We start from the raw sequence: 12,877 nt of genomic DNA, 5'->3' as shown, positions 1-12,877 counted from the left end.
TGGCGTTGACTTTTGGCACGCTGTTGAGTTCTCAAGGAACGGAAGCTTCCTTCGAGACCGTTTCACCGGCCCCTCCGGGCTTTCCCTTCGTTGTCTCCAACCTTACCAGATCCGTTTCGCGTTTCCGCTCTTCGTTTCCGGCCCCCTGTTGGAGCGGGGTTTTTGTTTCGCGCCTTCCGGCGTGTCCACTACTTTAGCGGATTCCCTCCGTGACTCATAATCGAGCCATTCGGACCGAATTTCGGCACGCCGAAATCGACCCCGCAGGGAAGTCGTGAAGTACTGGGTTGCCGCCGGGCGGCGTGAGTGGCTGCCGTTGGAAGGTGACCCGTCCGAGGCAGCTAGAGAACACTACACCACGCCCTCGCGTGCTTCAAACCTGTGGCCGGCCACGCGTTTGAGGGCTACCGTCGGAACATGACCACGCATGCGCACACGAACCTGTGGTGGGCCGCCTGAGGCGGCCGACCCCACTGCGCATGCACCCAACGGCCGCCGCTCCGGCGGCCGTTTCGCGTTTCCCCTGCGGGCCGCCGGATCGACGGGTCCGGCACGCCGGACGACAGCAGGAGGAGACAGAGATGACGCGGGTCTTCAGCGGGATCAAGCCGACCGGGCACCTGACCCTGGGCAACTACCTGGGGGCGGTTCGGCAGTGGGCCGCGGTGAACCAGCACCAGGCCGAGTCCCTCTTCTGTGTGGTGGATCTGCACGCACTGACGGTGGACCACGATCCCGCCCGGGTGCGCCGGCTCAGTCGGCAGGCCGCGACCCTGCTCCTCGCGGCGGGACTGGACCCGGCGGTGTGCACCCTGTTCGTCCAGAGCCATGTGGACGAACACGCCCGTCTGGCCTACCTCCTGGAGTGCGCCGCCACGGACGGGGAGATGCGGCGGATGATCCAGTACAAGGAGAAGGCCGCCCAGGAGCAGCGGCGCGGCGGCAGCGTACGGCTGTCGCTGCTGACGTACCCGGTGCTCATGGCGGCGGACATCCTGGCGTACCGGACGGACGAGGTGCCGGTCGGCGACGACCAGGCGCAGCACGTGGAGCTGACGCGGGACCTGGCGGAGCGCTTCAACCAGCGGTACGGACCGGTGTTCACGGTGCCCCGTGCGGTGCTGCCGCCGGTGGCGGCGCGGGTGATGAACCTGCAGGACCCGGCCGCGAAGATGGGGAAGTCCGACGACACCGGCCCCGGGATCGTCTATCTGCTCGACGAGCCGGAGGCGGTCCGCAGAAAGGTGATGCGGGCCGTGACCGACAGCGGCGACGACGTGGCGTACGACCGTGAGGAGCGGCCGGGCGTGGCGAACCTGCTGGAGATCCTGTCCGCCTGTTCGGGACGGTCGCCGCAGCAGCTGGCCGCGGAGTACGACTCGTACGGGGCATTGAAGAAGGACACGGCGGAGGCGGTGGTCGAGGAGCTGCGGCCGCTGCGGGAGCGGCACGCGGAGCTGGCGGCCGATCCTGGGTACGTGGACGCGGTGCTCCGGACGGGGGCGGAACGCGCGCGGGCGCTGGCGCGGCCGACGGTCGACTCGGCCTACCGGGCGATCGGGCTGCTGCCTCCCGCGTGAGCTGCGGAGGCGACTGCCGCCCCGGGTGCCGGGAGCGGCAGTCCCCTCCGGACGTCAGCCGTTGCCGGAGGCGAGTTCGCGGCTGCGGTCGCGGGCGGCTTCCAGCGCGGCGATCAGGGCGTGCCGCACACCGTGCTTCTCCAGCTCGCGGATGGCGTTGATGGTGGTGCCGGCCGGGGAGGTGACGGCCTCGCGCAGCTTGACCGGGTGCTCGCCGCTGTCGCGGAGCATGACGGCGGCGCCGATCGCCGACTGCACGATGAGGTCGTGCGCCTGGGCGCGGGGCAGGCCGAGGAGGATGCCGGCGTCGGTCATGGCCTCGACCAGGAAGTAGAAGTACGCGGGGCCGGAGCCGGACAGCGCGGTGGCGGCGTCCTGCTGGTACTCGGGGATGCGCAGGGTCTTGCCGACCGGCTGGAAGATGCCCTCGGTGCGGACGAGGTGCTCCTCCCGCGCGTGGCTGCCCGCGGAGATGACCGACATGCCCTCGTCGACGAGGACGGGGGTGTTGGGCATGACGCGGACGACCGCGATGCCGGCGGCGAGGCGTTCCTCGAAGAAGGAGGTCGGCACGCCGGCGGCGGCGCTGATGACGAGCCGGTCCGCGGCGACGTGCGGGGCCAGCTCGTCCAGGAGGGCGGACATGTCCTGCGGCTTGACGGCCAGGATGAGGGTGTCCGCGGTCTTGGCGGCCTCGTCGTTGGAGACGGCGTCGACGCCGTAGCGGGCGCGCAGTTCCTCGGCGCGGGCCGGGCGGCGGGCGGTGACCAGGAGGTTTTCCGGCTTCCAGCCGGCGCGGAGCATGCCGGAGAGCAGGGCCTCGCCGATCTTCCCGGTGCCGAGCACGGCGACTTTCTGGGTCATGCGGCCATCTTCGCACCGGGGACGGCGGCCGCGGGGTCGCTGTCCACGGTGCGGTCGGGCGCGTCGGGTCAGGCGGTGCGGCGGCGCAGGGTGGCGGCGCCGAGTGCCAGGGCGATGGCGGCGCTGCCCGCGACGACGGCGAGGTCGCGGAAGAAGTCGCCGGTGATGTCGGTGCGGGTGAGGACCTGCTGCATGCCGTCGACGGCGTACGACATGGGCAGCACATTGGAGACGGCCTCCAGCACGGGCTGCATCCGGCCGCGGGGCATGAGCAGCCCGCACAGGAGGAGTTGTGGCAGCAGTACGGCGGGCATGAACTGCACGGCCTGGAACTCGCTGGCGGCGAAGGCGCTGACGAAGAGGCCGAGAGCGGTGCCGAGGCAGGCGTCGGCGAGGGCGACCACCAGGAGCAGCCACGCCGACCCGGTGACGTTCAGGCCGAGGACGAGGACGGCGAGGCCGGTGGCCAGCACCGCCTGGACGACCGCGATGGCGCCGAAGGCCAGCGCGTACCCGGCCAGCAGGTCGCCCTTGCCGAGCGGCATCGACAGAAGGCGCTCCAAGGTGCCGGAGGTGCGCTCGCGGAGCGTCGCGATGGACGTGACCAGGAACATCGTGATGAGCGGGAAGATGCCCAGCAGCGAGGCGCCGACGGTGTCGAAGGTGCGGGGGCTGGTGTCGTAGACCCAGGACAGCAGCGTGAGCAGTACGCAGGGGACGACGACCATGAGGGCGATCGTGCGCGGGTCGTGGCGCAGCTGGAGCAGTACGCGGCGGGCGGTGGCGAGGGTGCGGTGCGTGCTCATCGGACGGCCTCCTCGGCCTCGTTCGGGGTCGCGGGGTGCGGGGCCGTGCGGCCGGACGCCTCGTCGACGAGGCGGAGGAAGGCCTCCTCGACGGTGGCGGCGCCGGTGCGCGAGCGCAGTGCGTCGGGGCTGCCCTGGGCGAGGATGCGGCCCTCGCGCATGAGGAGCAGGCGGTGGCAGCGCTCGGCCTCGTCCATGACGTGGCTGGAGACGATCAGGGTGGCGCCGCGTTCGGCGGCGAGGCGGTGGAAGAGCTTCCACAGGTCGCGGCGGAGGACGGGGTCCAGGCCGACGGTGGGCTCGTCCAGAACGAGGAGTTCGGGCGAGCCGAGGAGGGCGACGGCCAGCGAGACGCGGTTGAGCTGTCCCCCGGAGAGGTTGCCCGCCAGCGCCCCGGCGTGCGAGGTGAGGTCGACGTCGGCGATGGCCCGGTCGACGTGGTCGCGGGCGTCGCCGCCGAGGACCGCGGCGAAGTAGTCGAGGTTCTGGCGGATCGTCAGGTCGAGGTAGACCGACGGCGCCTGGGTCACGTAGCCGATCCGGGGGCGCAGGTCGCGGTGGCCGGCGGCGTGGCCGAGCACGTCGAGGGTTCCGGTGACGTGGGCCTGGGTGCCGACGACGGCACGCATGAGGGTCGACTTGCCGCAGCCGCTGGGGCCGAGCAGTCCGGTGATCTCACCGCGCGGGACGGTGAAGTCGAGGCCGTCCAGGACGGTGCGGCCGCCGCGCAGCACGGTCAGGCCGGCGGCGTGGACGGCGGGACCCGGGGCCGGTGCGGCGGGATCCTCGGCTTTATTCATCATGCGGTGAATACTGCTCCCGTGACGGCCACCCCGTCAAGGAGTGACAGGTACATCCATTCGAGTGACGGATCATTTACGCTGCGTTAACCTCAAGAGCTTGCAGAATGGAGGGGCCGACCGGGCAGAATGGAGACCGCGACATCTCGGGGCGGGGGCAACTGTGAGCTGGAGCAAGGGAGTTGTGCGTGTCCTCGCCGTCGGCGCCGGCCTGCTGCTCTCCCTGTTCCTCGCCATCGGCTGCGCCGCCGCGGAGCCAGCGTCCACAGCGGTACGCGAGGCGGGAGCCGGCGCCGCGTACGCACAGGCCGAACAGCGGCAGTGCCTGATCCACCGCCACGAGGGCAACGGCCTGAGCCTGGTGGTGCCCGGGGCGGTCAATGTCCCGGCACCGGCCCCACGCACCGGCTCCGCGGCCGACGATCCGGGCGTGACCGCGGACGGGCGGACGTCCGCCCCCGTCACGGCGCCCCGCACGGCACGCCAGGCCGTCCCGCTGACCAGATCCGGCGAACTCCCGGTCCTCTTGCAGGTGTTCCGCTGCTGACGGACCAGGCCGCGACGCCGCCCGCCACCGTCTGACGTCCCGTTCCGGCGACGTCCTGCGGACCGCCGGCGCGCGCGGCCGTCCGCGCACCACCGCGGACACCCGACCCCCCACACAGCTCGACCCCGCACGCCCCCGCCCCTCGCCGGGCGCCGGGGCGCCATGGAGGCCACCCGTAATGAAGACCTTCATCGACGCTGCCCGCGATGTCCCGCCGGCACGTCCCGTCATCGATCCCGACTGCTTCGCCGCCCCCGCACCGGGGCTCGCGCCCGTCCCGTCCGCCGACACCCTCCTCCCCCGGTGAGCCGCCGGATCCGGGGTGTTCCGGTCAGGCCCGCGACGCTGCGTGCCGACCTCACCGCCTCGCTCGTCGTCTTCCTGGTCGCCCTGCCGCTGTGCGTGGGCGTAGCCGTCGCCTCCGGGGTACCGGCCGAACTCGGCCTCGTCACCGGCATCGTGGGCGGACTGTTCACCGGGCTGCTGCCGGGCAGCAGCCTCCAGGTGTCCGGCCCGGCGGCCGGGCTCACCGTGCTGGTCCTCGAGGCCGTCCGGGAGTTCGGGCTGCCGGCGCTCGGCGTGCTCGTGCTCACCGCGGGCGTGCTGCAGATACTCATGGGGGCGCTGCGACTCGGCCGCTGGTTCCGGGCCATCTCCGTCGCCGTCGTGCAGGGGATGCTCGCCGGGATCGGGCTGGTGCTGATCGCCGGGCAGGTGTACGCCCTCGCGGACGTCAAGGCCCCCGCCTCCGGCCCTGCCAAGATCACCGGGGTCACCGGACTGGCTCGCGATGTGTCCGGCTCCGGCGCGGCCCTCGCCGCCCTCGCCCTCGGGGCCGGCACGATCGCCGTCCTGGTGGTGTGGCCCCGCATCCCGGGCGCCGCGCGCGTGCTGCCCGGGCCGCTGGCCGCGGTCGCGCTCGCCACGGCGGCGGCGGTGCTGCTGCGGCTGCCCGTCGCCCGGGTCGAGGTCCGGGGGCTGCTCGACGCCGTACAGCCGCCGGGTGCCGGGCAGTTCGCACAGCTGGCGAGCGTGTCGGTGATCGGCACGGTGCTGGCGTTCACGCTGATCGCCTCCGCCGAGAGCCTGTTCAGCGCCGCCGCGGTGGACCGGCTGCACGACGGGCCACGCACCGACTACGACAAGGAACTGATCGCGCAGGGCACGGGCAACGCCCTCTGCGGGGCGCTCGGGGCCCTGCCGATGACCGCCGTGATCGTGCGCAGTGCCGCCAACGTCCAGGCGGGTGCCCGCACCAAGGCGTCCCGGGTGCTGCACGGGGTGTGGCTGCTGCTGTTCGCCGCGCTGCTGCCGGCCGCGCTCGGCGTGATCCCGGTCGCGGCCCTGGCGGGCGTGCTGGTGCACGCGGGCTGCAAGCTCGTCCCGTTCCGCGCGCTGGTACCGCTGTGGCGGGAACACCGGGGCGAGGCGGTCGTCCTGGTGGTGACGGCGGTCGCGATCGTCGTCACCAACATGTTCGAGGGCGTGCTGATCGGGCTGCTGACGGCCGTGGTCAAGGCGGCGTGGGAGACCTCCCACACCCACGTCGAGATCGACGACCGGGGCGGCGGCCCGCTCATCGTGCGCGTCCTGGGCAACGCCACCTTCCTGCGACTGCCCAAGCTGCTCGACCAGTTGGAGGCGCTGCCGCGGAACCGGGCCCTGGAACTCGACCTGCGGCGGCTGCGGCACCTTGACCACGCCTGCGGCATGGCGCTGGCCGGCTGGGCCGAGCGGCACAACGAGGAGGGGGTGACGCCGGTGCGAGTGCAGCGGGCACCGGCCTGAGCGCGTGGGGCGGCCGGGGTCCCGGTCGCCCCACCGCCCGAAATCCCGGCGGCCCGAAATCCCGACGGCACGACCGGGTCCCGGCCCTGACACCCGGCTCCGGGCCGACTCAGGGACATCCCCTATGGCTTCCGGCGCGGCCCCGGGCGACCGTGGCGGTATGAGCCGTTCTACCGATCCATCCCGTCCGTCACAGGACGTGACCCGCGGCGAGAAACGCCAACTGGCGCTGGCCTCGGCCACCCTCGGCCCCTGGCGGCCCGCCGCCGCGGTCGGCGCCATCGGCGGCGGGGTCTCCCTGGCCGTGTCCGCCGTCGGTGGCGACTTCGGGTTCGGCGTGGTCGCCGGGGCCTGCTCCGTCGCCCTGATGCTCTTCTTCCTCGTCGGCGGCGCGGGGGCGGTGACGGGACGCGGACCGCGTTCCGACCGCCGCATCCGCCGCTGGGCGGCCGAGCACCCGTGGCGTGTGGCGCTGGTACCGGGCGGCATGCTGCTCGTCGCCGACGTCGTGATGCGCCAGGTCCTCACCTCCGAGGGCTTCTTCGGCAGCCTCTGGGACGGTCTGTGGCGCGGGGCGCTCGTCGCGGGTGTCGTCGGCGTCGTCGGCTCGGTGGCGGCGTCCCGCCGGGCCGGCTAGTCCGTCCCGTCCTTCACGGCGACGGTCAGCGCGACCCGGTACGGCTCGACGACCAGGCCGTCCGGGAAGAGCGCCAGCAGCTCGCTCCGCTCCTCCGCCAGGATGCGGGCGGCGGCGTCCGGGTCCATCACGGCGAAGTACGACCGGCTGCCCAGCATCGCCAGATGCGTGTCCACGGGCACCGTGCGGGTCCAGCGCAGCACGCGGGAGAGCGGTCTCAGACCGAGGCCGGGACCGAGCGAGAGCAGCACGCTCTCCGCGTCGCCGGACAGGCCGAACTCGTGATGGCCGGGCACGCGGGCGGCGAGCCGGGCCTCCTGCTGCACGATCCACGGCACGTCGGTGTCCGGCAGGTTCCACCACAGCGCGAACGCGCCGCCCGGCCGCAGCACGCGTGCCGCCTCCGGCGCGGAGCGCGCGGGGTCCGTCCAGTGCCACGCCTGCGCGTACGTCACGAAGTCGGCGACGCCGGCGGCGAAGGGCAGGGCGTTCCCGTCCCCGCGTACGAGCGGCACCCCCGGCTGCCCGGCCCGCAGTTGCGCCGCCATGCCCGCCCCTGGCTCCACCGCCGTCACGTGCGCCCCGCGCCCCCGCAGCAGCGCGGTGGCTATCCCCGTCCCGGCCCCGACGTCCAGCACGACCGCGCCCGCGAGGGTGCGGCCGGCCATCTCCTCGACGGCGTCGAACATCTCACCGGGGTATCCCGGGCGCGCGGCGGCGTACTGCGCGGCTACGGCGTTGAACGACTGGGCGAACACGCGGCGGTGCGTGGGCTGTGAGGTCATGCCGGTTGTCTTCCCCGCGGTGCGGTCCCCCGACCCTGGGGCGGGGGACCGCACCACCCGGGCTCAGCCGCAGCGGCCGGCTATGTAGCCGTCGCTGCCGGTGTGCACATAGGCATCGGACACGTACTCTCCCGGGGCAATCCGGTCCCAGATGTCGCTGGTGCCGTAGTAGCCGGCGACCGTCGTACCGGGCGTCTGGCAGATGATGGGCACCTGCACGTCGTACGGAAGGATCTTGACGATCTGGAAACTCGTCCCGGGGCCGGTCCTGACGTTCAGGCGCGTGTCCGGGGCGACGGGGTAGTAGATCACGTCGGCCGCCGCTGCCTGGGCCGCCCCTCCCAGCACCAGGAGCACCGCTGCGGCCACGCCGGCCGCGCCCGTTGCTAAGAGGCCACGCCGCTTCTTGCCTGTCTTCAACACACCCTGCTCCTCGTGAAGGGGACTAAGGTCAGGTGCCGCGGGAGACCGCTGCACCTCGTACAGCCAGTCGTCGGTGGCGGTGCGATGTCAGCAGCGGGACGTGACGAAGCCGTCGCTGCCGGTGTGCACGTACGCGTCGGAGACGTACTGGTCGGGGCCGATGCGGTCCCAGATGTTGCTCGTGCCGTAGTAACCGGTGACGTTGGTGCCCGTCGTCTGGCAGAAGATCGGCACCCTGGCGTCGGTGGGCAGCGTCCTGACGATCTGGTAGCTGGTCCCGGGGCCGCTTCGGACATTCAGACGGCAGTCCGGCGCCACCTGGTAGTACACCAGGCCGGTCGTCGCGGCCCCCGCGACGCGTGCGCCCCCGGCCTCCGCGGGCACGTCAAGGCTGTTCTCGGCCATTGGCCCTCCCCCGTGAACATTTACGCTCTGTCAAGTGCAGGCTAGCAATCCGAGTCTTCGCCGTAAGGACGATCGGTTAGGCTCCGTGGGTTGCGGCCATGGACGAACACACGGGGGTGGGTCATGCCGGCATCGGGCGGGCCCGGCGCGGGTCCGGAAGCGGAACGTCCGGAATACGCGGGGCAGTACCTCCTGGAGAGCCGGCTCGGCGCCGGTGGCATGGGTGTGGTGCACCTGTCGCGCTCCACCTCCGGCATGCGTCTGGCCATCAAGGTCGTGCACGAAGAGTTGGCGGCGGACCCCGAGTTCAGAGCACGTTTCCGCCAGGAGGTCGGCGCCGCGCGCCGGGTCAGCGGGGCCTTCACCGCGCCCGTCGTGGACGCCGACCCCGACGCCGAGCGGCCCTGGATGGCCACGCTCTACATCCCCGGCCCCACGCTCGCCCAGTTCGTGAAGCGGAACGGTTCGGTGGCCCCGGCCCAGGTGCGGTACCTGATGGCGGGCCTCGCCGAGGCGTTGCGGGACATTCACCGCGTCGACGTCGTGCACCGCGACCTGAAGCCGAGCAACGTACTGCTGGCCGCCGACGGTCCGAAAGTGATCGACTTCGGCATCTCACGGCCGTCCGACAGCGACCTCCGCACGGAGACCGGCAAGCTCATCGGCACGCCGCCCTTCATGGCGCCCGAGCAGTTCCGGCAGCCGCGATCGGTCGGGCCGGCCGCCGACGTCTTCGCCATGGCGAGCGTTCTCGTCCACGCGGCGACAGGGCGGAGCCCGTTCACCTCGGACAGCCCGTACATCGTGGCCTACCAAGTGGTTCACGAAGAGCCGCAGTTGGAAGGCATACCGGCCGACCTCCGGCCGCTCATCGAACGGTGCCTCGCCAAGAATCCCGACGACCGTCCGACCCCGGACACCCTGATGACAGAGCTCAGGGAGATCTCGGCCTCGTACGACACCGAGACCTTCAGCTCCTTCGACCTCGAGTACCCGATCGCGGCCCGGCTCGCTCCGCGGCATGGTCATCCGCTTCCGGAGCACGGCCCCGGCGGCCCTGCCACATCCGAGGCGCGGGACGACCTCACCGCCGGAACCGCGTCTCGTCAGGGCAAGCGGTGGCGAGTGGCCGCCGCCGCGGCGCTGACCGCCCTGGCCGCGGTCGGCGCCTTCACGGCGCTCGGCCACTTCGGCACCCCGGGACAGGCGGAGGCGGGCAAGGTTCGTCCGAAGGCACCTGCCGCCGTCTTCGAACCCTGGTCCGCGGCCTCGTTGGGGGCCGGGCAATCGCGGGGGATGACCGCCTGCTCCTACGGTGGAAACGCCCTGTACTGCACGCGGAAGGGATACGAAGCGGCGCGGCTGAACCCCGACGACGGCACGTTGCAATGGGCCGTCCGAACGAATGGCGACCATGGTGCTGACAGCGCACCGGGCCGCCCCGTCCTGTACGGCGGCGTTCTCCACGTCACCGCCGATGAGGGCAACCGGCTGGACGGTCTCGACCCGGCCACTGGTGGCAGGCTCTGGTCCCTGGACGTCTCCGCCTCCAAGGGCGCGTTCTACGACACCGGGGAGACCGTGCTCCTCGGTGGTCGCAGCGAAGTCGTGACCGCCGTGGACGGGGTCACGGGCAAGGAGCGATGGCGCGGGAAGCTGCGCGGCCACACGCATCCGTTCTTCGTCCGGTACGCCGATACGGGGCCCCTCTACGCCGTCGAGAGCACGGGCGACGGCCGGCACACGCTGGTGAGCGTCGTGGACCCGGCCGACGGAACCGTGCGGCGGCAGCGGCAGTTCGAGGGCCAGCTCGCGCCGATCGGAGGTTCGGGGACCGACCTGTTCCTCACGGCCATGGACGACTACTCGCGCACCGATGGGGTCGTGCGCATCGACACCGCCGACTGGTCCCTGCGCCGTGTCCCGCTCACCGGCCCCCTGGACGCCGCGCAGGCGGTGGTACAGGGCGGCACGGTGTACGTGCTCGCATACGGAGGGGCGCTGGTGGCCGTCGACACCTCTCGTCCGGGACTCCCGGCGGAACGGGCCCAGCGGTGGCGTCTGGAGTCCTCGGTGAGCCACGGCTCCCTGCCCGTCGCGGTGGGCGACCGGCTCTACTTCTCGTCGTCCGACGGGCGGGTGCTGGCGGTCGACGCCCAGCGCGGCACGTTCATCGGACAGACCTCGCCGCGGCTGGGCACGGTCATGGCGAACACGGAGTCGCCCCCCTCCCCCGTCGTCGCCGACGGCAAGGTGTTCGCGACCGCGCCCGACGGCACCGTGTTCGCGGTGGACGCGAAGGACCCCTCCCGCTGGTGAGGGCGGGAGGGGTCGAGAACGTCGGCGGCGGGGTCGGTCAGCCGTCGAGCTTGGAGACGTCGCGGACGGCGCCCTTGTCCGCGCTGGTCGCCATCGCCGCGTAGGCCTTCAGCGCCAGGGAGACCTTGCGCTCGCGTCCCGCGGGGGCGTAGACGCCGCCGAGGGCGGCGCGGCGCGCGGCCAGATCCTCGTCGGTGACCAGGAGTTCGATGGTGCGGCCCGGGATGTCGATCCGGATGCGGTCGCCGTCCTCGACGAGGGCGATCGTGCCGCCGGAGGCCGCCTCGGGGGAGGCGTGGCCGATGGAGAGGCCCGAAGTGCCGCCGGAGAAGCGGCCGTCGGTGATCAGGGCGCAGCTCTTGCCGAGGCCGCGGCCCTTGAGGAAGGAGGTGGGGTAGAGCATCTCCTGCATGCCGGGGCCGCCCTTGGGGCCCTCGTAGCGGATGACGACGACGTCGCCTTCCGTGATCTCCTTGCGGAGGATCTTGTCGACGGCCTCCTCCTGGGACTCGCAGACCACGGCCGGTCCCTCGAAGGTCCAGATGGACTCGTCGACGCCGGCGGTCTTCACCACGCAGCCGTCGACGGCGAGGTTGCCGTGGAGCACGGCGAGGCCGCCGTCCTTGGAGTACGCGTGCTCGGCGGAGCGGATGCAGCCCTCGGCGGCGTCGGTGTCCAGGGCCTCCCAGCGCTCGGACTGGGAGAAGGCCTCGGCGGAGCGAACGCAACCGGGTGCGGCGTGCCAGAGTTCCTCGGCCTCGGCGGAGGGGGAGCCGCCGCGGACGTCCCAGGTCTTGAGCCAGTCGGCCAGCGACGGGGAGTGGACGGAGTGGACGTCCTCGTTGAGCAGGCCGGCCCGGTGGAGTTCGCCGAGCAGGGCGGGGATGCCGCCGGCCCGGTGCACGTCCTCCATGTAGTACGTGCGGTTCTTAGCGACGTTGGGGGCGACCTTGGCCAGGCACGGCACGCGGCGCGAGACGGCGTCGATGTCGGTCAGCCCGAAGGGGACGCCCGCCTCCTGGGCGGCGGCGAGCAGGTGGAGGATCGTGTTGGTGGAGCCGCCCATGGCGATGTCGAGGGCCATGGCGTTCTCGAAGGCCTCGAAGGTGGCGATCGAGCGCGGCAGCACGGACTCGTCGTCCTGCTCGTAGTAGCGCCGGGTGATGTCCACGACCGTGCGGCCGGCGTCCTCGTACAGCCCCTTGCGGGCGGTGTGGGTGGCCAGGACCGAGCCGTTGCCGGGCAGGGACAGGCCGATCGCCTCGGTGAGGCAGTTCATCGAGTTGGCGGTGAACATGCCCGAACACGAGCCGCAGGTGGGGCAGGCGTTCTCCTCGATGCGGAGGATGTCCTCGTCGGAGATCTTGTCGTTGACGGCGTCGGCGATCGCGTCGATGAGGTCCAGGGTGCGCACGGTGCCGTCGACGAGCGTCGCGCGGCCGGCCTCCATGGGGCCGCCGGAGACGAAGACGGTGGGGATGTTGAGTCGCAGGGCGGCCATCAGCATGCCCGGGGTGATCTTGTCGCAGTTGGAGATGCAGATCAGCGCGTCGGCGCAGTGCGCCTCGACCATGTACTCGACGGAGTCGGCGATCAGGTCGCGGGACGGCAGCGAGTAGAGCATGCCGCCGTGGCCCATGGCGATGCCGTCGTCGACGGCGATGGTGTTGAACTCGCGCGGCACGGCTCCGGCGGCCTTGATCGCCTCGCTCACGATGCGGCCCACCGGCTGCAGGTGCGTGTGCCCGGGCACGAACTCCGTGAAGCTGTTGGCCACGGCGATGATCGGCTTGCCGATGTCCTCGCTCGCTACGCCCGAGGCCCGCATGAGGGCGCGCGCGCCCGCCATGTTGCGGCCGTGGGTGACTGTGCGGGACCTCAGCTCGGGCACGGGGACCACTCCCTACGTTTCCATCCTGGAGC

The 12,877-nt window shown here is 72.1% G+C and carries 13 protein-coding genes; 6 read left to right on the top strand and 7 right to left on the bottom strand.

Going from position 1 to position 12,877, the window contains the following annotated elements; all coding sequences use genetic code 11:
• Positions 1-581 precede the first annotated feature (581 nt).
• Positions 582-1,580 (top strand): tryptophan--tRNA ligase, encoded by a 999-nt coding sequence (trpS, locus tag PV364_RS30210; protein ID WP_319663610.1) that lies wholly within the window; start codon positions 582-584, stop codon positions 1,578-1,580.
• 54 nt (positions 1,581-1,634) lie between these two features.
• Here trpS and proC read toward each other — a convergent pair whose 3' ends face one another.
• From proC to PV364_RS30195, 3 genes are all read right to left on the bottom strand, one after another.
• Positions 1,635-2,444 carry a pyrroline-5-carboxylate reductase gene (gene proC / locus PV364_RS30205; protein WP_319663609.1) on the bottom strand — a complete coding sequence of 270 codons (810 nt, stop codon included), beginning with the start codon at positions 2,442-2,444 and terminating at the stop codon, positions 1,635-1,637.
• A gap of 68 nt (positions 2,445-2,512) precedes the next feature.
• Complete coding sequence (locus PV364_RS30200) at positions 2,513-3,250, bottom strand: ABC transporter permease (protein WP_319663608.1); 738 nt, start codon at positions 3,248-3,250, stop codon at positions 2,513-2,515.
• A complete protein-coding gene (locus tag PV364_RS30195; RefSeq protein WP_319663606.1) occupies positions 3,247-4,053 on the bottom strand; it encodes an ABC transporter ATP-binding protein in 807 nt (268 codons plus the stop codon). The genes PV364_RS30200 and PV364_RS30195 overlap by 4 nt, the downstream gene beginning before the upstream one ends.
• 181 nt (positions 4,054-4,234) lie before the next feature.
• Between PV364_RS30195 and PV364_RS30190 the strand changes: the two genes are divergently transcribed.
• The 4 genes from PV364_RS30190 to PV364_RS30175 all read left to right on the top strand — a co-directional run bounded on the left by PV364_RS30190 (position 4,235) and on the right by PV364_RS30175 (position 7,022).
• Positions 4,235-4,597, top strand: a complete 363-nt coding sequence (locus PV364_RS30190) for a hypothetical protein (protein ID WP_319663605.1) — start codon at positions 4,235-4,237, stop codon at positions 4,595-4,597.
• Positions 4,598-4,775: 178 nt separating this feature from the next.
• Positions 4,776-4,904 carry a hypothetical protein gene (locus PV364_RS30185; protein WP_319663604.1) on the top strand — a complete coding sequence of 43 codons (129 nt, stop codon included), beginning with the start codon at positions 4,776-4,778 and terminating at the stop codon, positions 4,902-4,904.
• A complete protein-coding gene (locus PV364_RS30180; RefSeq protein WP_319663603.1) occupies positions 4,901-6,385 on the top strand; it encodes a SulP family inorganic anion transporter in 1,485 nt (494 codons plus the stop codon). Before PV364_RS30185 ends, PV364_RS30180 begins: the two co-directional genes overlap by 4 nt.
• A gap of 160 nt (positions 6,386-6,545) precedes the next feature.
• On the top strand, positions 6,546-7,022 hold the full coding sequence (locus PV364_RS30175) for a hypothetical protein (RefSeq protein WP_319663602.1): 477 nt from the start codon (positions 6,546-6,548) through the stop codon (positions 7,020-7,022).
• Here PV364_RS30175 and PV364_RS30170 read toward each other — a convergent pair.
• The 3 genes from PV364_RS30170 to PV364_RS30160 all read right to left on the bottom strand — a co-directional run bounded on the left by PV364_RS30170 (position 7,019) and on the right by PV364_RS30160 (position 8,635).
• Entirely contained in the window at positions 7,019-7,807 is a 789-nt protein-coding gene (locus tag PV364_RS30170) for a class I SAM-dependent methyltransferase (protein WP_319663601.1), read from the bottom strand. The two genes, PV364_RS30175 and PV364_RS30170, sit on opposite strands and share 4 nt — an antisense overlap.
• Before the next feature lie 63 nt (positions 7,808-7,870).
• On the bottom strand, positions 7,871-8,176 hold the full coding sequence (locus tag PV364_RS30165) for an SH3 domain-containing protein (RefSeq protein ID WP_319663600.1): 306 nt from the start codon (positions 8,174-8,176) through the stop codon (positions 7,871-7,873).
• Positions 8,177-8,317: 141 nt separating this feature from the next.
• Positions 8,318-8,635 (bottom strand): SH3 domain-containing protein, encoded by a 318-nt coding sequence (locus PV364_RS30160; RefSeq protein WP_319663598.1) that lies wholly within the window; start codon positions 8,633-8,635, stop codon positions 8,318-8,320.
• A 123-nt stretch (positions 8,636-8,758) separates the two neighbouring features.
• On the opposite strand from PV364_RS30160, the gene PV364_RS30155 reads away from it, so the two are divergent.
• Positions 8,759-10,954: a serine/threonine-protein kinase gene (locus PV364_RS30155; protein ID WP_319663597.1), complete on the top strand. Its 2,196-nt coding sequence runs from the start codon at positions 8,759-8,761 to the stop codon at positions 10,952-10,954.
• 37 nt (positions 10,955-10,991) lie between these two features.
• On the opposite strand, the gene ilvD is transcribed toward PV364_RS30155, so the two are convergent.
• On the bottom strand, positions 10,992-12,845 hold the full coding sequence (ilvD, locus tag PV364_RS30150) for a dihydroxy-acid dehydratase (protein WP_319663596.1): 1,854 nt from the start codon (positions 12,843-12,845) through the stop codon (positions 10,992-10,994).
• Positions 12,846-12,877 lie beyond the last annotated feature (32 nt).

The sequence above is a fragment of the Streptomyces sp. MI02-7b genome, from assembly GCF_033793585.1.
GTDB lineage: Bacteria > Actinomycetota > Actinomycetes > Streptomycetales > Streptomycetaceae > Actinacidiphila.
The sequence above is the reverse complement of the archived record's forward strand: the minus strand, read 5'-3'. Positions and strand labels throughout refer to the sequence as shown.

Bases quoted from the DNA above. Each gene is read 5' to 3' on its own strand.
- PV364_RS30185 (WP_319663604.1), top strand. From the start codon at position 4,776: ATGAAGACCTTCATCGACGCTGCCCGCGATGTCCCGCCGGCACGTCCC.
- PV364_RS30200 (WP_319663608.1), bottom strand. From the start codon at position 3,250: ATGAGCACGCACCGCACCCTCGCCACCGCCCGCCGCGTACTGCTCCAG.
- PV364_RS30195 (WP_319663606.1), bottom strand. From the start codon at position 4,053: ATGATGAATAAAGCCGAGGATCCCGCCGCACCGGCCCCGGGTCCCGCC.
- proC (WP_319663609.1), bottom strand. From the start codon at position 2,444: ATGACCCAGAAAGTCGCCGTGCTCGGCACCGGGAAGATCGGCGAGGCC.
- PV364_RS30170 (WP_319663601.1), bottom strand. From the start codon at position 7,807: ATGACCTCACAGCCCACGCACCGCCGCGTGTTCGCCCAGTCGTTCAAC.
- PV364_RS30160 (WP_319663598.1), bottom strand. From the start codon at position 8,635: ATGGCCGAGAACAGCCTTGACGTGCCCGCGGAGGCCGGGGGCGCACGC.
- trpS (WP_319663610.1), top strand. From the start codon at position 582: ATGACGCGGGTCTTCAGCGGGATCAAGCCGACCGGGCACCTGACCCTG.
- PV364_RS30155 (WP_319663597.1), top strand. From the start codon at position 8,759: ATGCCGGCATCGGGCGGGCCCGGCGCGGGTCCGGAAGCGGAACGTCCG.
- PV364_RS30175 (WP_319663602.1), top strand. From the start codon at position 6,546: ATGAGCCGTTCTACCGATCCATCCCGTCCGTCACAGGACGTGACCCGC.